General features: G+C 55.1%; 16 protein-coding genes. 11 read left to right on the top strand and 5 right to left on the bottom strand.

What is annotated here, in order from left to right:
• The first annotated feature begins 103 nt into the window (after positions 1-103).
• Positions 104-547: a GatB/YqeY domain-containing protein gene (locus tag BG910_RS09750; RefSeq protein WP_089037234.1), complete on the top strand. Its 444-nt coding sequence runs from the start codon at positions 104-106 to the stop codon at positions 545-547.
• 78 nt (positions 548-625) lie between these two features.
• Here BG910_RS09750 and BG910_RS09755 read toward each other — a convergent pair whose 3' ends face one another.
• On the bottom strand, positions 626-2,839 hold the full coding sequence (locus tag BG910_RS09755; RefSeq protein ID WP_089036661.1) for a RelA/SpoT family protein: 2,214 nt from the start codon (positions 2,837-2,839) through the stop codon (positions 626-628).
• Between the two features lie 180 nt (positions 2,840-3,019).
• Between BG910_RS09755 and grxB the strand changes: the two genes are divergently transcribed.
• Positions 3,020-3,670 (top strand): glutaredoxin 2, encoded by a 651-nt coding sequence (gene grxB, locus BG910_RS09760; protein WP_089036662.1) that lies wholly within the window; start codon positions 3,020-3,022, stop codon positions 3,668-3,670.
• A 99-nt stretch (positions 3,671-3,769) separates the two neighbouring features.
• On the opposite strand, the gene BG910_RS09765 is transcribed toward grxB, so the two are convergent.
• Positions 3,770-4,105: a hypothetical protein gene (locus BG910_RS09765; protein ID WP_089036663.1), complete on the bottom strand. Its 336-nt coding sequence runs from the start codon at positions 4,103-4,105 to the stop codon at positions 3,770-3,772.
• A 336-nt stretch (positions 4,106-4,441) separates the two neighbouring features.
• On the opposite strand from BG910_RS09765, the gene BG910_RS09770 reads away from it, so the two are divergent.
• Both BG910_RS09770 and BG910_RS09775 read left to right on the top strand, forming a co-directional pair.
• Positions 4,442-5,215 (top strand): FadR/GntR family transcriptional regulator, encoded by a 774-nt coding sequence (locus tag BG910_RS09770; RefSeq protein WP_089036664.1) that lies wholly within the window; start codon positions 4,442-4,444, stop codon positions 5,213-5,215.
• Positions 5,216-5,479: 264 nt separating this feature from the next.
• Entirely contained in the window at positions 5,480-6,895 is a 1,416-nt protein-coding gene (locus BG910_RS09775; protein WP_089036665.1) for a DEAD/DEAH box helicase, read from the top strand.
• A gap of 511 nt (positions 6,896-7,406) precedes the next feature.
• On the opposite strand, the gene dnaK is transcribed toward BG910_RS09775, so the two are convergent.
• Positions 7,407-9,335: a molecular chaperone DnaK gene (gene dnaK / locus BG910_RS09780; RefSeq protein ID WP_089036666.1), complete on the bottom strand. Its 1,929-nt coding sequence runs from the start codon at positions 9,333-9,335 to the stop codon at positions 7,407-7,409.
• A 427-nt stretch (positions 9,336-9,762) separates the two neighbouring features.
• A complete protein-coding gene (grpE, locus tag BG910_RS09785; protein ID WP_089036667.1) occupies positions 9,763-10,338 on the bottom strand; it encodes a nucleotide exchange factor GrpE in 576 nt (191 codons plus the stop codon).
• Between the two features lie 182 nt (positions 10,339-10,520).
• On the opposite strand from grpE, the gene cysE reads away from it, so the two are divergent.
• Positions 10,521-11,339, top strand: coding sequence for a serine O-acetyltransferase (cysE, locus tag BG910_RS09790; protein ID WP_089036668.1), 819 nt, complete (start codon positions 10,521-10,523; stop codon positions 11,337-11,339).
• 63 nt (positions 11,340-11,402) lie between these two features.
• Here the strand turns inward: cysE and BG910_RS09795 are convergent, their stop codons facing one another.
• Entirely contained in the window at positions 11,403-12,278 is an 876-nt protein-coding gene (locus tag BG910_RS09795) for a lysophospholipid acyltransferase family protein (RefSeq protein WP_089036669.1), read from the bottom strand.
• A 478-nt stretch (positions 12,279-12,756) separates the two neighbouring features.
• Here BG910_RS09795 and metK point away from each other — a divergent pair, with 478 nt between their 5' ends.
• From metK to BG910_RS09825, 6 genes are all read left to right on the top strand, one after another.
• Positions 12,757-13,926, top strand: a complete 1,170-nt coding sequence (gene metK / locus BG910_RS09800) for a methionine adenosyltransferase (RefSeq protein WP_089036670.1) — start codon at positions 12,757-12,759, stop codon at positions 13,924-13,926.
• 102 nt (positions 13,927-14,028) lie between these two features.
• Positions 14,029-14,349 carry an accessory factor UbiK family protein gene (locus tag BG910_RS09805; RefSeq protein ID WP_089036671.1) on the top strand — a complete coding sequence of 107 codons (321 nt, stop codon included), beginning with the start codon at positions 14,029-14,031 and terminating at the stop codon, positions 14,347-14,349.
• A gap of 18 nt (positions 14,350-14,367) precedes the next feature.
• The gene (locus tag BG910_RS09810) at positions 14,368-15,864 is read left to right on the top strand and encodes a YifB family Mg chelatase-like AAA ATPase (protein WP_089036672.1); all 1,497 of its coding nucleotides are present in this window, start codon (positions 14,368-14,370) and stop codon (positions 15,862-15,864) included.
• Between the two features lie 179 nt (positions 15,865-16,043).
• On the top strand, positions 16,044-17,099 hold the full coding sequence (locus tag BG910_RS09815) for an SPOR domain-containing protein (RefSeq protein WP_089036673.1): 1,056 nt from the start codon (positions 16,044-16,046) through the stop codon (positions 17,097-17,099).
• A 12-nt stretch (positions 17,100-17,111) separates the two neighbouring features.
• Positions 17,112-17,741, top strand: a complete 630-nt coding sequence (locus BG910_RS09820; RefSeq protein ID WP_089036674.1) for a thiol:disulfide interchange protein DsbA/DsbL — start codon at positions 17,112-17,114, stop codon at positions 17,739-17,741.
• 386 nt (positions 17,742-18,127) lie between these two features.
• Positions 18,128-18,952 carry an undecaprenyl-diphosphate phosphatase gene (locus tag BG910_RS09825; protein ID WP_089036675.1) on the top strand — a complete coding sequence of 275 codons (825 nt, stop codon included), beginning with the start codon at positions 18,128-18,130 and terminating at the stop codon, positions 18,950-18,952.
• The last annotated feature ends 23 nt before the right edge of the window (positions 18,953-18,975 follow it).

Genomic DNA, 18,975 nt, shown 5'->3' on the forward strand with positions numbered 1-18,975 from the left:
GATTTTTACAAAAATCTTGCTCTTTCTACATCCCGAAAAAATTCCAGACACCATGCCGTCTGAAAAAACATTTCCATCTTCCCATTCCCAAAAGGAGCAAAAAATGACCCTCAAAACCCGTCTGTCCGAAGACATGAAAACCGCCATGCGCGCCAAAGATCAGGTTTCACTTTCCACCATCCGCCTGATTAACGCCGCCGTCAAACAGTTTGAAGTTGACGAACGCGCCGAAGCCGACGATGCCAAAGTCACCGCGATTCTGACCAAAATGGTCAAACAGCGCAAAGATTCCGCCCAAATCTACACCAACGCCGGCCGTCAGGATTTGGCGGATAAAGAAAACGCCGAAATCGAAGTGTTGCAGCGCTATCTGCCGCAAATGATGTCGGCCGAAGAAATCCAAGCCGCCGTAACCGCCGCCGTTGCCGAAACCGGCGCGGCAGGAATGGCGGATATGGGCAAAGTCATGGGCTTGCTGAAAACCCGTTTGGCGGGCAAAGCCGATATGGGCGAGGTGAATAAGGCGCTGAAAGCGGCTTTGAGCTGATTTTCCGCTTGTACACCGCCGTGTGGCCGTCTGAAAATCTTGGCGTTTTCAGACGGCCTTTTGTTCTCAATGCGCCGTTTACAAACGCGTGACGCTCAATACGCCTTTGACGTCGCCCAAACTGGTGAGGATGCGCGGTAAGTCATTGACTTGTTTGACTTCCAGCGTAAAGCGCATACTGGCTTCGAGATCGCGCGACTGGGTTTGGACGGCGGTGACGTTGAGTCTGTGGCGGGCGAGGGCGTCGGAGACGTCGCGCAACAGGCCGCTGCGGTCTTGGGCGCGGATTTCGACATCGACGGCGAAAACCTGGCCTTCTTGGGCGGCCGCCCATTCGGCGTTGAGCACTTTGTCGGGTGAGAGTTCGGCGAGGTGCTGGAACGACGGGCAGTTGCGGCGGTGGACGGAAATGCCGCGTTCGCGGGTAACGAAACCGACGATGTCGTCGGGCGGTGCGGGTTTGCAGCATTTGGCAAGCGTGGTCATCAGGCCGTCTTCGCCGTCGATGAGGACGCCGTTTTTGCCGCCGCGCTTGATTTTCGACTGTTTGACGATGGTGGTTTCGTCAACGGAAACAGGGGGCGGTTCATTGAGTGTGCCGCAGGCTTTTTGGATGGCGCGCGGGGAGATTTCGCCCTGCCCCATGGCGGTGTAAAGTTCGTCGAGTTTTTTGTAGCCGAGTTTTTCCGCCAAGTCTTGCAGATTGGGTTTGGGGCTGATTTTGAGGAGTTGTTTGTCGAGCTGGGCGCGGCCTTCTTCACGCACTGAATCGGCGTTTTGCTGGCGGATGTAGGCGCGGATTTTGCTGATGGCTTTGCCGGATTTGACCCAGCCTTCGTAGAGCCAGTTGACGGAAGGGTGGCCTTCTTTGGCGGTGATGATTTCGACGCGCTGGCCGTTTTCGAGCGGGGTGGAGAGCGGCACAATCTGACCTTCGACTTTGGCACCGCGGCAGCGGTCACCGATGCTGCTGTGCAGTGCGTAGGCGAAGTCGATGGGCGTTGCGCCTGCGGGCAGGGACAGGACTTTGCCGTGCGGGGTCAAAACGTAAATCGTGTCGTTAAAGAGCTCGGTTTTGAAGGCTGCGGCGAGGTCTTCTTTGCCGCTTTCGGCCATATTTTCGCGCCAGTCGAGCAGTTGGCGCAGCCAGGCGATTTTCTGTTCGTAGGCGGAATCGCCTTTGCCGCCTTCTTTGTAGCGCCAGTGGGCGGCGACGCCGAATTCGTTGAACCGGTGCATTTCAAAAGTGCGGATCTGCACTTCGACGCCTTTGTCTTCGGGGCCGACGATGACGGTGTGCAGGCTTTTGTAGCCGTTGCCTTTGGGATTGGCGATGTAGTCGTCGAACTCGCCGGGCACGGGCTGCCACAGGCTGTGGACGATGCCCAGCGTGGTGTAGCACTCGGGTACGGTATCGACAAGGATGCGCACGGCGCGGATGTCGTAAAGCCCTTGAAAATCCAGCTTTTTCTTGACCATCTTTTTGTAGATGGAATAGATGTGTTTCGGGCGGCCGGCAACTTCGAAATGGATGTTGAACTTGTTTAACTCGCTGCGCAGAGTGGCGAGGAAATGGTCGATGTATTCGAGGCGCTCGGTGCGTTTTTCGTCGAGCAGGTTGGCGATTTCTTTATATTTTTCAGGCTGATGGTGGCGGAAGCCCAAATCTTCGAGCTGCCATTTGAGCTGCCAAACGCCCAAACGGTTGGCGAGCGGGGCGAAAATGTCGAGGGTTTCTTTGGCGAGCGTGCGTTTTTCAGGGTTGTCGGGCTGAGAGCCGATAAACTGCATGGTACGCGTGCGCATCGCGAGTTTGATCAACACGACGCGGATGTCTGTCACCATCGCCAGCAGCATTTTGCGCATGGTTTCGGCCTGCTGCGCGCGCTCTTCGGGCGTGGCGAGGCTGTCAACACGGGCGAAGTGGGTCAGCTTCTGCACTTCGTCTATGCCCTTGACGAGTTCGGTTACAGTCGCGTTGCATTGTTCGGTAACAATTTCCTGCCAGTTTTCGCAACAGCTTGAAATATCGGCTAAAATCGTGGCGGCAACGGCATCGGGCAGCAGATCCATTTCGTCTACCATCTGCGCCGCGCCCATCAGATGGCTTAACACCGGCTCGCCGCCCGAAACACGCATCTCTTGCGGATAATGCTGTTCGGCCAGCTTTAAGGCCGTCTGAAGCAGCGCGGCGTCTTTTTCGGGCAGCGCGGCGGTGCGGCGGTCGAACCATTCGCGGTAACGGCTTAAATCGGGGGCGATGCTGCTGGTTTCGTCGAGGTGGGCGGCCATGATGTTTTCCTGAACTCGCGTGGCAAGGATAGATGACATTTTAGCAGAGTGCGGGGCAGGGAATAACAACCGTTTGAGGTATATCCCGACGAGGCCGTCTGAAAACCACACACCGGCTTGTTTTAGACGGCCTGAAGTGCTAAGGTAGGTACGTTTCCAACTTTCAAAGGCATATCAACTATGAAACTCTATACTTACGACCATTGCCCGTTTTGCGTACGCGCACGCATGATTTTCGGTCTGCGCGGCCTGCCGGTGGAAGAGGTGGTGTTGGCGAACGACGACGAGGAAAATCCGATTCGGATGATCGGCGCGAAACAGGTGCCGATTTTGGAAAAAGACGACGGCTCGTTTATGGGCGAGAGTCTGGATATTGTGCGCTATGTGGATGAATCGGCGGGCAAAGGCCGTCTGAAAGAAAACGTGCGCTCCGAAATTCAGGCTTGGATCGACAAGGTCGGGAAATACAGCGGCAAACTGATTCAGCCGCGTACGGTTAAAATCGGCCTGCCCGAGTTTGCAACCGCATCGGCGGTGAAATATTTCGTTGATAAAAAAGAGAAAAACATCGGCAGCTTTGCCGGAAACCTCGCCGATACGCCCGCACTTTTGGCGCAAATCAATCAGGATTTGAAGGAACTCGAACCGCTGGTTGATCCCGTTTCAGACGGCATCAACGGCGAAGTGGGCATGGAAGATATTCTGCTGTTTCCCGTATTGCGCAATCTGACCATCGTCAGCGGTATTGAGTTTCCGAAAAACACCGCCGCGTATCTTACGCGCATGGGTAAGGCTTCGGGCGTGGATCTGTATTTTGACCGCGCAATTTGAAGCCGGAAATGTTCAAAGGCCGTCTGAAATTTCAGACGGCCTTTTTTATCAAGATTCAAATAAGCCGTTGGGAGTGAAACAGCTTATTTTAAAATCCGATTATTTTTTGCTTTTTTTGCTTTTTTTGCTTTTTTTAGCTTTGCTGGCTTTTGCTTTAACCGGCTGTTCGGTAGCAGCAGCGGCAGCATCAGGAGCAGCTACGGGCTCAGAAGCAACGGCAGGCTGTTGGGCTTGGGCAGCGGGTTGGAAACCTTTGTCGCGCATACATGCTTCGAAAGCAACTTTATCTTGAGCAGAAGTTTGGCATTGCTGCATAGCTTGCTCAACAGTCAGTTGGGGAGCGGCAGGTGCTTGGGCTTCTTCGGCTTTTTTGGTGCTTGAACAAGCGGTCAGCATCAGACCGGCGGCTGCGATTGCAAACAGAACTTTTTTCATGTCGTAATATTCCTAAATTGGTTTATTGATGGTTGCCGTGAACAACGGCGGGTACAGAATTCAGCTTCTGCATGGCTCTATTGAGTGTTGAAGCGCCGATTAGTTTCATTTGTCGGTGTAATAATACGCTAATGAAATTATTGTAAATGTTAATGACAAAAAGAAAATTTTCTTAAACTCAAAAGTTTGTATGCTGAAAAAGGACAGAAAAAAATTGACATTTTAATGGCGGAAAAACCGGAGGCCGTCTGAAAAAAAGAAAAATTGACCGCCGGCAGACGCGCTCGCTACAATGTAATAATTGGTTATACCAATTTATAAAAATAGGCGGAAACCATGAAACCAATCAAAACGCAAAAAATCAGCGACCAAATCCTAAGCATCATTGAAGAGCGAATCGCTGCCGGCGAATACGCGGAAGGCCGGAAAATCCCGCCCGAGCGCACGCTGGCGGAAGAATTCGGCGTATCGCGCCCGTCGGTACGCGCCGCGCTGAACATACTCGTATCGCGCGGCACTATGGAAGCACGGCAGGGTGACGGATATTATGTTTCCGTGAAACAGCGGCAGGATTTCCTGCAAAGCTGGCAGGAACTTTTGGGCCGGCATTCCCACTGGGAACACGACGTCTACGATTTCAGCCGCCATATCGAAAGCTGCATGGCCGGCCTGGCGGCGGCACGGCGCACTGAAGAAGACATCAGCCGCATCGGTTTTTGGCTGGAAAAATTTGAAAAAGCCTGCGCCGAAGGCAATGCCGGATACCAAATGGAAGCCGATGCCAGCTTCCATCAGGCCATTGCCGATGCCTCGCATAACATCTTGTTCAGCCACCTTTCCGGCAGCCTGCTGCGTATGCTCTACCGCCAAACCCGCAGCAGCATCATCCGCGACAAACAAAGCGGCAACCCGCGCCCGACCCTGATGGCGCAGCACCGAGCGCTGTTTGAAGCCATCGAAGCCGGCAACGCTGCGCAGGCCTCCGCTGCCGCGCAAAGCCATTTGGAATTCGTGTTCGAAAGCATCCGCGAAGACCGCGAATACCAAAGCCGCCGCCAACACGCGGGTACGCTGGCGCAGAATGATTTGGATAAGGTGAAAAACTGGTAGGGCGGTTGTTTGACTGATGGTTTGGAAAATAGGCCGTCTGATGCTTCGGTACGCTCAGCAACCGATATTTCAGACGGCCTCACCGCTTCCCCGCACTCTGTAAGGGCAGGGCGTTTTGTGGCATAATCGCCGCACGTTTTCCGTAAAAATTTCCACCGTCTGCCGCATTTTCTGCGTGCAGGCCGTTCAAAAATTCAAAAACCCGTTTCAGACGGCCTGTGCCTTATCCCGCAGCAAGGCCGTCTGAAAAGAAAGAGACCTGATATGAATCCGTTTTCCACACTCGGTTTGGGCAGTGAAATCGTCGCCGCGCTGACCGAACAGGGCTACGAAACCCCCACGCCGATTCAGGCCGCTGCCATTCCCAAGGCTTTGGCCGGCCACGACCTTTTGGCTGCCGCCCAAACCGGCACGGGCAAAACCGCCGCCTTCATGCTGCCCGGCCTCGAGCGCCTTAAACGCTATGCCACACCGAGCACTTCGCCCGCGATGCACCCCGTGCGGATGCTGGTGCTGACGCCTACGCGCGAATTGGCCGACCAAATCGACCAAAACACCGCCGCCTACATCAAAAACCTGCCGCTGCGCCATACCGTGTTGTTCGGCGGTGTGAACATGGACAAACAAACCGCCGACCTGCGCGCCGGCTGCGAAATCGTCGTCGCCACCGTCGGCCGCCTGCTCGACCATGTCAAACAGAAAAACATTAATCTGAACAAAGTCGAAATTGTCGTTCTCGACGAAGCCGACCGCATGCTCGACATGGGCTTCATCGACGACATCCGCCGCATCATGCAGATGCTGCCCAAACAGCGCCAAACCCTGCTGTTTTCCGCTACCTTCGCCCCGCCCATCCGCAAGCTGGCGCAGGATTTCATGAACGCGCCCGAGCGCGTGGAAGTGGCCGCGCAAAACACCACCAGTGCCAACGTCGAGCAACACATCATTGCCGTTGACGCGCTGAAAAAACGCAATCTTTTAGAGCGTCTGATTGTCGATTTGCAGATGAACCAAGTGATTGTATTCTGCAAAACCAAACAAAGCGTCGATCAGGTTACGCGCGACCTCGTCCGTCGCGGCTTGTCCGCCCAGTCGATACACGGCGACAAATCCCAGCAAACCCGCCTCGAGACGCTGAATGCCTTCAAAGAAGGCAGCCTGCGCGTTTTGGTCGCCACCGACGTCGCCGCCCGTGGGTTGGACATCGCCGAGTTGCCGTTCGTCATCAACTACGAACTGCCGACCCAGCCCGAAGACTACGTCCACCGCATCGGCCGCACCGGCCGCGCCGGCGCCGACGGCGTGGCGATTTCGCTGATGGACAAAACCGAACAGAAAATGTTTGAAGCCATTAAAGAATTAACCGGCAACGATTTGAAAGTCGAGCGTATCGAAGGTTTCGAACCGTTTTGGTGGGACAACACCGGCGCAGAAAACGAAATGCCGTCTGAAAACCGCGCATCCGCAAGCCGCCGTGAACGCAGCGAAAACCGTCGCGAACCGCGCGGCGAACGGAACGAACGCGACAGCCGCTACGGGCGCGTTTCCCCACGCAACGAAAAAACGCAGGCTGACAAAAACGACCCCAGTGCCGCCTGCGGAAAAATTGCCGGCCGAAGCCGCCGCAGCCGCCGCGAACGCCAAATCTGCGCGCTGCTCCAGCCGAATTACGGGTTATAGGCCGTCTGAAAAAAGATGCCGTCTGAACCTTCGGCTGCGCCCGGCAGTCGGCGTTTCAGACGGCATCTTTTTGATTTTGGCGCCGCCGGATCGGGAAATCCGGTACTTCGTTTTTTTCCAAATGTTCAGGCCGTCTGAAAGCTCCGGTTACGCTTGGTAAAGGGGTTTCAGACGGCCTGTTTGTCACCGGATCCGATTAATGGTGAGCGTGGTGTTTGGCTGGTGCGCTGTACGGTTGTCATGCTAATCCTTCTGCGGTTAAACGCTGTGGCGGTATGGCGAAAGAAGACTAAATTTTTTTCCGGTTTGTGAACAGGCGGAATGGATAGGCTGGGTTTTGCCGGGTTTCAGTTAAGAATGCAGGAGAGGTTTACTTTGGACGTAACTGTTTCAGATGACTGTTTTGGTTTTTGCAAAATCCGCAGGCCGTCTGAAAACCGTAAACCAAAAAGAAAGCGCGAACCCTTGCGGATTCGCGCTTTACTGTTTCCAAGCCGTTTTTCAGACGGCTTTATTTTTTGTCGTCTTTGACTTCTTCAAAGTCGGCATCGACTACATCGTCGTTTTTCTGGGCGGATGCGTCGGCCTGTGCGCCTTCGCCCGCCTGGGCTTCGGCTTGCACTTGGGCGTAAACCATTTCGCCGAGTTTTTGGCTGGCGGTACCCAAGGCTTCGGCTTTGGCGTCGATTTCGGCTTTATCTTCGCCTTTGACGGCTTCCTCGGCTTCTTTCAGCGCGGCTTCGATTTTTTCTTTCTCGGCTGCCTCGAGTTTGTCGCCGTAGTCGGCCAGCGATTTTTTAACTGAGTGGATCAGCGCTTCGGCTTGGTTGCGCGAGGCGACGAGTTCGGTCAGTTTTTTGTCTTCTTCGGCGTTGGCTTCCGCATCTTTCACCATGCGTTCGATTTCTTCTTCGCTCAGGCCTGAAGAACCTTGGATGGTGATGTTGGCGGCTTTGCCTGTGCCTTTGTCTTTGGCGGAAACGTGCAGGATGCCGTTGGCGTCAATATCGAAGGTCACTTCGATTTGCGGCATACCGCGCGGTGCGGGTGCGATGTCGCCGAGGTTGAACTGCCCCAGCGATTTGTTGGCGGAGGCGCGTTCACGTTCACCCTGCAAAACGTGGATGGTAACGGCCGACTGGTTGTCTTCGGCGGTTGAGAACACCTGCGACGCTTTGGTCGGGATGGTGGTGTTTTTCTGGATCAGTTTGGTCATCACGCCGCCCATGGTTTCGATACCCAGAGACAGCGGGGTAACGTCGAGCAGCAGAACGTCGCTGCGGCCGCCGCCCAATACTTCGCCCTGAATCGCGGCGCCGACGGCTACGGCTTCGTCGGGATTGACGTCTTTGCGCGGTTCTTTGCCGAAGAAGGCTTTAACGGCGTCTTGTACTTTCGGCATACGGGTTTGGCCGCCGACCAAAATCACGTCGTCGATGTCGGAAGCGCTCAGGCCGGCGTCTTTCAGCGCGGTGCGGCAAGGCTCGATGGAACGCTGTACCAAGTCTTCGACCAGGCTTTCGAATTTGGCGCGGGTCAGCTTGATAATCAGATGTTTCGGGCCGGTGGCGTCCATGGTGATGAACGGCAGGTTGATTTCGGTCTGCTGGCCGCTGGAAAGCTCGATTTTGGCTTTTTCAGCAGCTTCTTTCACGCGCTGCATCGCCATTGAATCGCCTTTGAGGTCGATACCCTGGTCTTTTTTGAACTCTTCGATGATGTAGTCGATGATGCGTTGGTCGAAGTCTTCGCCGCCTAAGAAGGTGTCGCCGTTGGTCGCCAACACTTCAAACTGTTTGTCGCCGTCGACATCGGCGATTTCGATGATGGAAATATCGAAAGTACCGCCGCCCAAGTCGTAAACCGCGATTTTGCGGTCGCCTTTGCTGCCTTTGTCCATACCGAACGCCAAAGCGGCGGCGGTCGGCTCGTTGATGATGCGTTTGACTTCTAGACCCGCGATGCGGCCGGCGTCTTTAGTGGCTTGGCGCTGGCTGTCGTTGAAGTAGGCTGGAACGGTAATTACCGCTTCACTTACTTTTTCGCCCAAATAGGCTTCGGCGGCTTCTTTCATTTTGCGCAATACTTCGGCGGAAATCTGCGGCGGAGACAGCTCTTTGCCCTGCGCTTTCACCCATGCGTCGCCGTTGGACGATTTGATGATTTCAAACGGCATGGTTTCGATGTCGCGTTGGACTTCTTTGTCTTCGAATTTGTGGCCGATCAGGCGTTTGGCGGCGTAAACGGTGTTTTTCGCATTGGTTACGGCTTGACGTTTGGCCGGCGCGCCGACGAGGATTTCGCCGCCGTCGAGGTAAGCGATGATGGAAGGCGTGGTGCGCGCGCCTTCGGCGTTTTCGATTACTTTGGTTTGGCCGTTTTCAGAGATGGCCACGCAAGAGTTGGTTGTACCTAAGTCGATACCGATGACTTTTGCCATTGTGTTTTGCTCCTAAAAAATAAAACTGCTTCATTAATAATAAACAAACTGTTTGGAACGTCGTTCCGTTGGCCTGTAGATAAGGCGGTTTAACCGCTTTTCAAGTGTGGAGAACAAAAATTTTTTCGATATTTTCGTTTTTCAATTCAAGTGCTTGATTTACTTATCCACAAGCTGTCTGAAGATTGGTTTTCAGACGGCCTGAAAGGAGGTGCGAATCAGTTTTATCAGAATGATTTTCCAATAAAGCGGCGGAACTTGATGTTTCCTACTGCGTTGCGGCGCCTCGCCGTACTATCCGTACTGTCTCCGGCTTGCTGTCTTGTATGAAATATCAATTTCCGTTGCTTGGGGGCGGAAGTGCTTTCGCGCCCGGCAGAGGCCGTCTGAAAATTTTATGCTTGATGAACTTCACCAAGCGGTGCCTTCAATCTTCTTTTTTCGCCACTACCACCATCGCGGGGCGCAACACGCGCTCTTCCAGTGCATAGCCTTTTTTCATCACGCTGACGATGGTGTTCGGCTCCTGATCCTCCTTCACCACCGCCTGCATGGCCTGATGTTGGTGCGGGTCGAGTTTGTCGCCCGGCTGCGGGTTGATTTCCTTGATTTTGGTCGCGTCAAACGCCTTTTGCAGTTCGGTCAGCGTCATCTGAACGCCCATTTTCAACGCGTCGAAATTACCGCTTTGGTCGAGCAGCGCCATTTCCAGATAGTCTTTCACCGGCAGCATTTCGGCGGCGAATTTCTGGCCGGCAAATTTATGCGTAGAGGCGATTTCTTCCTGATGGCGGCGGCGCAGGTTTTGCTCGTTGGCCAAACCGCGCAGCTGCTCTTCCTTCACCTGCGCCTCCAGGTCGGCGATGCGCGCTTCCAAGTCTTCGTAAGAGGGCTTTTCCGCCGCTTCGGCTTCGGGCGCGGCGGCTTCGGTTTCGACGGTTTCAACCGCTTCGGCGGCTTCGTTTTTTTCTTCTTCTGCGGTTTGCTGGTTTTGCTCGGTCATGACGGGCGTCCTTTTAAAAACGGGTTTCAAGTTTAATGTCGGGCATATAGGGCCGTCTGAAAAAGTTTTCAAGACGGCATAAAGAAGTTTCCGCTATAACCATATGATTTATTCCGCTATGCCCGCGTCCGGATAAACGGTAAGATGAAGCCGTCCCCGACTTCTTTTCATACGGCCTCATCATGAAAAAAGACCATCTCAACAGCCCCGATTTCGATTTGTGGCAGACCATACGCGAAGAAACCGAAACCGCCGTGGCTGCCGAGCCGATGTTGGCGAGTTTTTTGCACCAAACCGTTTTGCGCCACGAAACGCTGGATTCCGTTTTGGCCTACCACCTTTCCAGCAAACTTTCCGGCACGATTATGGACGCGCGTGCGCTGTTTGAAATCTACCAGCAGGCGCTGGCGAGCGATGCGCACATCAGCAAATGCGTCGAGGCCGACCTCAAAGCCATTTACGAACGTGACCCCGCCTGCGACGAATATTCGCTGCCGCTGCTGTATTTCAAAGGTTTCCACGCCATTCAGGCGCACCGCATCAATCATTGGCTCTACCAAAACGACCGCAAAACGCTGGCGTATTTTCTGCAAAACCGGATGTCTGAAGTGTTCGGTACCGACATCCATCCCGCCGCCCGATTCGGCCGCGGCCTGATGCTCGACCATGCGACGGGTTTTGTGGCGGGCGAAACCGCCGTTTTGGGCAACAATATTTCGATTCTGCACGGCGTGACGCTCGGCGGTTCGGGCAAAGAAAGCGGCGACCGCCACCCGAAAGTCGGCGACGGCGTGATGATCGGCGCGAATGCTTCCGTGCTCGGCAACATCCGCATCGGCGAAAACGCCAAAATCGGCGCCGGCAGCGTGGTTGTGGCCGATGTGCCGCCGTCGGTTACCGTGGTCGGCGTGCCCGCCAAACCGGTCGGCCGTTCACTGAAAACGCCGTCGGCGGATATGGATCAGAGCCTTCAGGCAGTGGGTTGGGATTTTGTGATTTGAACGTCGGATTTCAAAGAAACAGGCCGTCTGAAAATTTTCAGACGGCCTTTATCACAATTGCCGTTACCCCTCCGCTCGCGCGCCCCCTCTTGGGTGTTTGTAACGGTTGTACATAAACAGATACTGAAAAGGAAAGCGGCGTATCCAGTTTTCGACGTTTTGGTTGATGAGCCGCGCGTCGTGTTCCTTGTCGCCGTTCAATCCGCCTTGCAGCGGTTCGATGTGGAGCACGAATCCTTTGCCTTTGGGCAGGCGTTCGCCGCAGAAAAACAGCGCGGTCACGTTTTTCACCTGCGCGAGTTTGCCCGCCAGCGTCATGGTGTAGGCGGGTTTGCCGAAAAAGTCCGCCCACACGCCGTCGCCGCCTTCTTCGGGCGAGGGAACGTGGTCGGGCAAGATGATTGTCGCTTCGCCTGAGCGCAGGGCTTTGATAATCTGCTTGACGCCCTGAATGTTGGTTGGCGCGGTTTTGCCCTTGCCGCGCACGCGTCCGGCCTGCATGACGGCGTCGAACATTTTAATTTTCGGCGGTTTGTACATCGCGGTCAGCGGGAACGGAAGCTGCTGGCTGATGTAGCGGCCGGCCAGATCGTAGCTGCCCAGATGCGGCGTGATGAACAGCAGGCCGTTGCCCTGATTTAAGGCCGTCTGAACGTGTTCCCAGCCGCGGATTTCCGTAAACAGCGTTTCAATTTCTTCGGGCCGTCTGAAAAACGCCACCGCCAGCTCGAGTGCGCCTTTGGCGGTTTCTTGGAACACCTGTTTTACCGCGGCATCATCGGGATTCAGTCCCGCCTGCGCCATGTGGGCGTAAACGCGGGCGTAGTCTTCTTTGCGCAGGTGAAAGGCGAGGCCGCCCCAAAACTTGGCGATGCGGTGCAGCAGCGGCAGGGGCAGGGCGGCGGTGAGTTTGAACAGCAGGGTGAGGAGGGTTTGCATAATCTGATTTGATGTTGTGGCAGGCCGTCTGAAAAACGGCGGCTGCGGATTGGATTTCGGGGATTGTAATGGAATCGCGGGCAAAGCCCAAACGCTTTCGGAAAAGCGATAGAGAGGCCGTCTGAAAACCGTGTGTCCGCCGCTTTTCAGACGGCCTTGCGCCTTGCGGAAACGGGCGGAACCTGCTATCATCCGCCCCGCATTAAGAGTTGGGGATTCCATGCCAACCTGCTGTTTCAAATGAAAAAGTAAGGTGGACGGTTTGTAAAACCGATGTGGCTTTCGGCAAACGCGGAAAGCAATACCAAACCCGCTTGATGCGGGATTTTTTTTGCCTGCGCAAAACGAATTCCGGCAAATGAGAAAATTTTCATTTGTGATGACACGATAGGGCGGAAAGCGTATAGTTTCTGCCGTTAACAGTCTGACAGGCCGTCTGAAAAACGATAACAGCCTGTTTATTAAGAAAGTATAGAAAATGAGCGAATACCTGTTTACTTCGGAATCCGTTTCCGAAGGCCATCCCGACAAAGTGGCCGACCAGATTTCCGATGCGATTTTAGATGCAATCTTCACGCAAGACCCCAAAGCGCGCGTTGCCGCCGAAACTCTGGTCGCAACCGATTTGTGCGTATTGGCGGGCGAAATTACCACCGTCGCAAAAGTCGATTACGAACAAGTCGCCCGCGACACCATCGCCCGCATCGGCTACAACAACCCCGAATTGGGCTTCGATGCGAAAAGCTGCAAAGTCATTTTGAACTACGGCGTGCAGTCGCCCGACATCGCGCAGGGCGTCAACGAAGGCGAAGGCTTGGATTTGGACCAGGGCGCGGGCGACCAGGGGCTGATGTTCGGCTACGCCTGCGACGAAACCCCCACGCTGATGCCGTTTGCCATCTATTACAGCCACCGCCTGATGCAGCGCCAGAGCGAACTGCGCCGCGACGGCCGCCTGCCGTGGCTGCGTCCCGACGCCAAAGCCCAGCTGACCTGTGTTTACGACGCCGAAACCGGTAAAGTCAAACGCATCGACACCGTCGTTTTATCGACCCAACACGACGAATCAATCGGCTACGACGAACTGCGCGAAGCCGTCATCGAGCAGATCATCAAGCCCGTATTGCCGTCTGAAATGCTGACCGCCGAAACCAAATACCTGATCAACCCGACCGGCAAATTCGTCATCGGCGGCCCCAAAGGCGATTGCGGCCTGACCGGACGCAAAATCATCGTCGATACTTACGGCGGCGCAGCCCCGCACGGCGGCGGTGCGTTTTCCGGCAAAGACCCGAGCAAAGTTGACCGTTCCGCTGCCTACGCAGGCCGCTATGTGGCGAAGAACATCGTCGCCGCAGGCTTGGCCGCGCAATGCCAAATCCAGATTTCCTACGCCATCGGAATTGCCGAGCCGACCTCGATTTCCATCGACACCTTCGGCACGGGCAAACTCAACGAAGCCGAACTGATCAGACTCGTGCGCGAACATTTCGACCTGCGCCCCAAAGGCATCGTGCAAATGCTCGATCTTCTGCGCCCGATTTACGGCAAAACCGCCGCCTACGGCCACTTCGGCCGCGAAGAGCCGGAATTTACCTGGGAGCGGACAGATAAAGCAATGGCGCTGAAAGCCGCAGTGGGTTTGTGATTGTTTGAATGATGAAGGCCGTCTGAAAAATGATTTTTCAGACGGCCTGTTTCCTTATACAATGCCTGCATCAGCCCGTTCACATACATAAGGAGCAGCAAAATGTTCGGTAAACAGCTTTTTGAAGAAGTCAGCGCGAAAATCAGCGAAACCATCGCCAACAGCCCTGCCAAAGACGTGGAAAAAAACGTCAAAGCCATGCTGGGCAGCGCGTTTAACAAAATGGATTTGGTCACGCGCGAGGAATTCGACATCCAACAGCAGGTTTTGGTGAAAACCCGCACCAAATTAATCGAACTCGAATCGCGTCTGGCGCGTTTGGAAGCCGGTCAGAACACGGCTGCGGCGGCAGAGGAAGTTTCCGCCGAAACGCAGGAGGCTGCCGAAAAAGCGGCTGAAGCGGTTGAAGACGACAATATTTGAGTTGAGGCCGTCTGAAAAATGTCGCTGGCTTTGGTTTACAGCCGCGCTTTGAGCGGTATGAATGCGCCGTTGGTCGAGGTGGAAGCCCATCTTGCCAACGGCCTGCCTGCTTTTAACATCGTCGGCCTGCCGGATACGGAAGTGAAGGAAAGCCGCGACCGTGTGCGCGCGGCGATTATTCAGAGCGGCTTTGATTTTCCGGCCAAGAAAATCACCGTCAACCTCGCGCCGGCGGATCTGCCCAAAGAATCGGGACGGTTTGACCTGCCGATTGCCGTCGGTATTTTGGCGGCTTCGGGGCAGGTTTCGGCGGAAAAGCTTGCGCAGTATGAATTTGCGGGCGAGCTGGCGCTGTCGGGGCTGCTGCGTCCCGTGCGCGGTGCGTTGGCGATGGCCTGGCAGGGAATGCAGGCGGGGCACGCGTTTATCCTGCCGTCTGAAAATGCCAAACAGGCGGCGGTGATGAAAGGCATCACGGTTTACGGCGCAAATTCTTTGGGCGAAGTGGCGGCGCATTTAAACGCCGTCGAGCCGCTGGCGCAGGCCGAGTGCGACATCGCTTCAAGGCCGTCTGAAAACGGCAGACTGCCCGATTTGAGCGACGTCAAAGGCCAGCATACCGCGCGTTTGGCGCTGGAAATCGCGGCGGCGGGCGGACACAGCCTTTTGATGATGGGTCCGCCGGGTACGGGCAAATCCATGCTTTCGCAGCGCCTGCCCGGCATTCTGCCGCCGCTGACCGAAGACGAATTGGTCGAAGTTTGGGCGCTGCGCTCGCTTCTGCCCAACCACAGTCAGGATTTGAGCGGACAGCGGCCGTTCCGCAGCCCGCACCACGGCGCCAGCTCGGCGGCGATGGTCGGCGGCGGCCCGGATCCGCGTCCGGGCGAAATTTCGCTGGCGCACCACGGCGTTTTGTTTTTAGACGAACTGCCTGAGTTTGACCGTAAAGTTTTGGAAGTTTTGCGCGAACCGCTGGAAAACGGCGAAATCCACATTTCCCGCGCCGCGCGGCAGGCGGTTTATCCGGCGAAGTTCCAACTGGTGGCGGCGATGAATCCCTGTCCGTGCGGCTATCTCGGCCATCCGAGCAAGCCCTGCCGCTGTACGCAGGAAAGCATCGCCAGATACCGCAGCAAAATTTCCGGCCCGCTGCTCGACCGTATTGATTTGACGATTGAAGTCCCCGCGCTTTCCGCCGCCGAACTCATGCAGCAGGAAGCGGGCGAAAGCAGCGCGGAAGTGTTGAAACGGGTAACGGCGGCGCGGGCGAAACAATACGCGCGGCAGGGTAAAGTGAATGCGGCTTTGAGCGTGACCGAGCTGGACAACGCGGCAAACATCCGCAAAGACGCGCAGGAAGCGCTCGGCGCAATGCTGGAAAAACTGTCCCTTTCCGCCCGCAGTTTCCACCGCATCATGCGCGTGGCGCGCACGCTGGCGGATTTGGCGGGCGACGAGGAAGTCGGGCGGCAGCACGTTTTGCGTGCGGTCGGTTTCCGCAGGGCTTTATAGCGCGGCAGACGCGGTGTTCGGCAGTTTCAGACGGCCTTTGCGCTTCCCTCAGTTTGCGTAAAAAGAATGTAAACAAGAGGGCGCGCTTTTGCCGAAGTCCGAGAGATGTTGATAAAATAGCCGTCCCGATTGCTGGCGGTTTTTATTTTGAAGGCCGTCTGAAAAAACAAAGGTACGATATGAATAAACAGACACAACATGGCAAAGGCCTTTCAGGCTTTCTTTCCGGCTTACTGCTGGCAACGGCGGCGATTGCCGGTATTTTGTTTTTCTTAAACAAAGGCAACCAAAGCGCATTTAAAGAAGAAATTGTGAAAGACCGGCCGGCAGAGCAGAGCGAGCCGGAAGTGTTGAAGCCGCAGGAAAAACCGAAAAAAGCAGAAACAGCTCCCGCTGAAACCACGGTAACGCCGTCTGAAAAACCGGCGCAAACCGAAACCAAAACGGTAGAAGAAAAACCTGCCCAAACCGAACCTGTAGAGCAGCCGAAAGCGGAAACCAAACCGCAGGAAGAAACCCCGCGCATCGTGGTTACCCCGCCGAAGCCGCAAGCCCAGCCGCACCAACATCAGCAGTCCCAACCCAAAGTTGAGACAACGACTACTGTCACCGAGCCTGCTTCCGGTGTGGATGCGGAAGCGGCCAAAGCCGAAGCTGCCCGCAAACTGGCCGAGAAAAAAGCCGAGTTGCAGAAAAAACGCGCCGGGCGCGAGCAGTCCGCCAAAGCCGGCAGCGACAAAAAAACCGAGCTGACCGACAAACAGAAAACCCGCGCCGAGCGCAAGCTGGCTGAGAAAAAAGCCGCCAAGCAAAAAGCGGAAGAAGCGAAAAAGTCCGCCAAACCGACGCCCGAGCAGATTCTGAACAGCGGCAGCATCGAAAACGCCCGCAAAGCGGCTGACGAAGAAGCAAAAAAAGCCGCCAAAGCCGAAACCGCCAAAAATGCCGATGCCAAAAAATCTGAAAAAACCGCCTACGGCGATGATTCAGACGGCAAAGGTTCGGGCAAAAAAGTCGTGTTGCAGATGGGTTCTTATGCCGACCGCAAGAGCGCCGATGCGCAACGCGCCAAGCTCGCCATGATGGGCGTCGCTTCCCGCGTGGTCGAAGGCAGCGTCAACGGCAAGAGCGTTTACCGCGTCCAAAGCGGCAGCCTGAGCCAGGATGCTGCCAAGCGCGCGCAGCAGACGCTCAAAGACAACGGCGTCAACAGCTTTGCCCGTTCGGCACAATAACGGAGACGCACAATGAAACTGAAAACCGCAGTTGCTGCATTCGCTTTGACATTTGCAGGTTTCGCGCAGGCCGCGACGGAAGGAACGGATTACACCGTTCTTTCCAAGCCGATTCCGCAGTTGCAGGCGGGTAAAGTGGAAGTGTTGTCGTTTTTCGGCTATTTCTGCGTCCATTGCAACAACCTCGATCCTGTTTTGCTGAAGCACAGCAAAACTTTTGCCGCCGATACCTACCTGCGCCCCGTGCATGTGGTGTGGCAGCCTGAAATGCTGGGTCTGGCGCGCGTGGCTGCTGCGGTAAACAGCGCGGGTATGGTGCATCAGGCCAACGGCGCGCTGTTTAATGCGGTGTACGGCCAGAAAATCAATCTTGCCGACAGTGCAACGTTCAAACAATGGGCGGCTGCGCAACGCGGTTTCGACGGCAAAAAGCTGACGGCGGCCTACGACAATCCCGCCAGCCTGGCCGAAGCCAAAAAAATGCAGGCGCTGACCGAGACTTACCGTATCAGCAGTACACCGACGGTAATCGTCGGCGGGAAGTATAAGCTTGAGTTTCCCAACGGCTACGCGCAAGGCATGAAAACTGTGGACGAATTAATCATAAAAGTACGCAGCGAGCGCGGTTTGAAAAAACGCTGACAAACCAAACCGGTACACGGCAGCCCGTCGCGGCTGCCGGTATTTTTTCAAACGTGGGCAACGCCGTTTTCAGACGGCATGAGACCTTTGCGAAAATCAAAAAAGCCGTTTGACGCTTCGACTACGCTCAGCACTAGAATTTTCACGGACGTCATTCCCGCGCAGGCGGGAATCCACGTTTGATTTTCTGCAACTGTGTTGAAACAAAATATTGCCTGTTTTTAACCGTAGATTCCTGCCTGCGCGGGAATGACGCCGGTTGAATGATTAACTGTTTCAGACGGCATTCAGGCGGGCGTTTCTTATTTTTGCATAAGTCTCAACCAGAAAACCCGACGGCTGAAGAGGCTGTCTGAAAAATTTTCCGAAAAATCCTGAAAGAAAAAATGGACATCCTGATTTTGTTTAAAGCCCTGATTTTGGGCATCATCGAAGGTTTGACCGAGTTTCTGCCGATTTCCAGTACCGGCCATCTGATTGTGTTCGGCGATCTCTTGAATTTCCACAGCAACGGCAAAGTATTTGAAATCGCCATCCAACTCGGCGCCGTGTTGGCGGTGATATTTGAATACCGCCAGCGTTTTACCCATGTCATCACCAATCTCGGGCGCGATAAAACGGTCAACCGCTTCGTGTTGAACCTCGCCGTCGCGTTCGTCCCCGCCGCCGTGGTCGGTTTGCTGTTCAGCAAACAAATCAAACACTATCTGTTCAACCCGATTTCCGTCGCCACCATGCTGATAGTGGGTGGACTGATTATTTTGTGGGTGGAAAAACGCCAAGACGCGAAAACGCCGGAAGTGCTCAAAGTTGACGATATGCGCCCGATTGATGCGTTGGTGGTCGGCTGCGCCCAAATCTGCGCGCTGGTGCCGGGCACTTCGCGCTCGGGCAGCACCATCATGGGCGGCATGATTTGGGGTTTGGAGCGTAAAGTCGCCACCGAATTTTCCTTCTTCCTCGCCGTGCCGATGATGATTGCGGCAACGGGTTATGATGTTTTGAAACACTACAAACTCTTCACCGCCCAAGACATCGGCCTGATTGCCGTCGGCTTCGTTGCCGCATTCGCCGCCGGTCTGCTTGCGGTCAAAGCGCTGCTGAAATTCGTTGCCTGCAAAAACTATGTGCCGTTTGCCTATTACCGCATCGTGTTCGGCGGTTTTATCCTGTTGACTTGGGTAATGGGTTGGGTGAATTGGAACGCTTAACCGGTTTTTAAAAAACAGGCCGT

It is taken from the genome of Neisseria chenwenguii, assembly GCF_002216145.1.
Taxonomy (GTDB): domain Bacteria; phylum Pseudomonadota; class Gammaproteobacteria; order Burkholderiales; family Neisseriaceae; genus Neisseria; species Neisseria chenwenguii.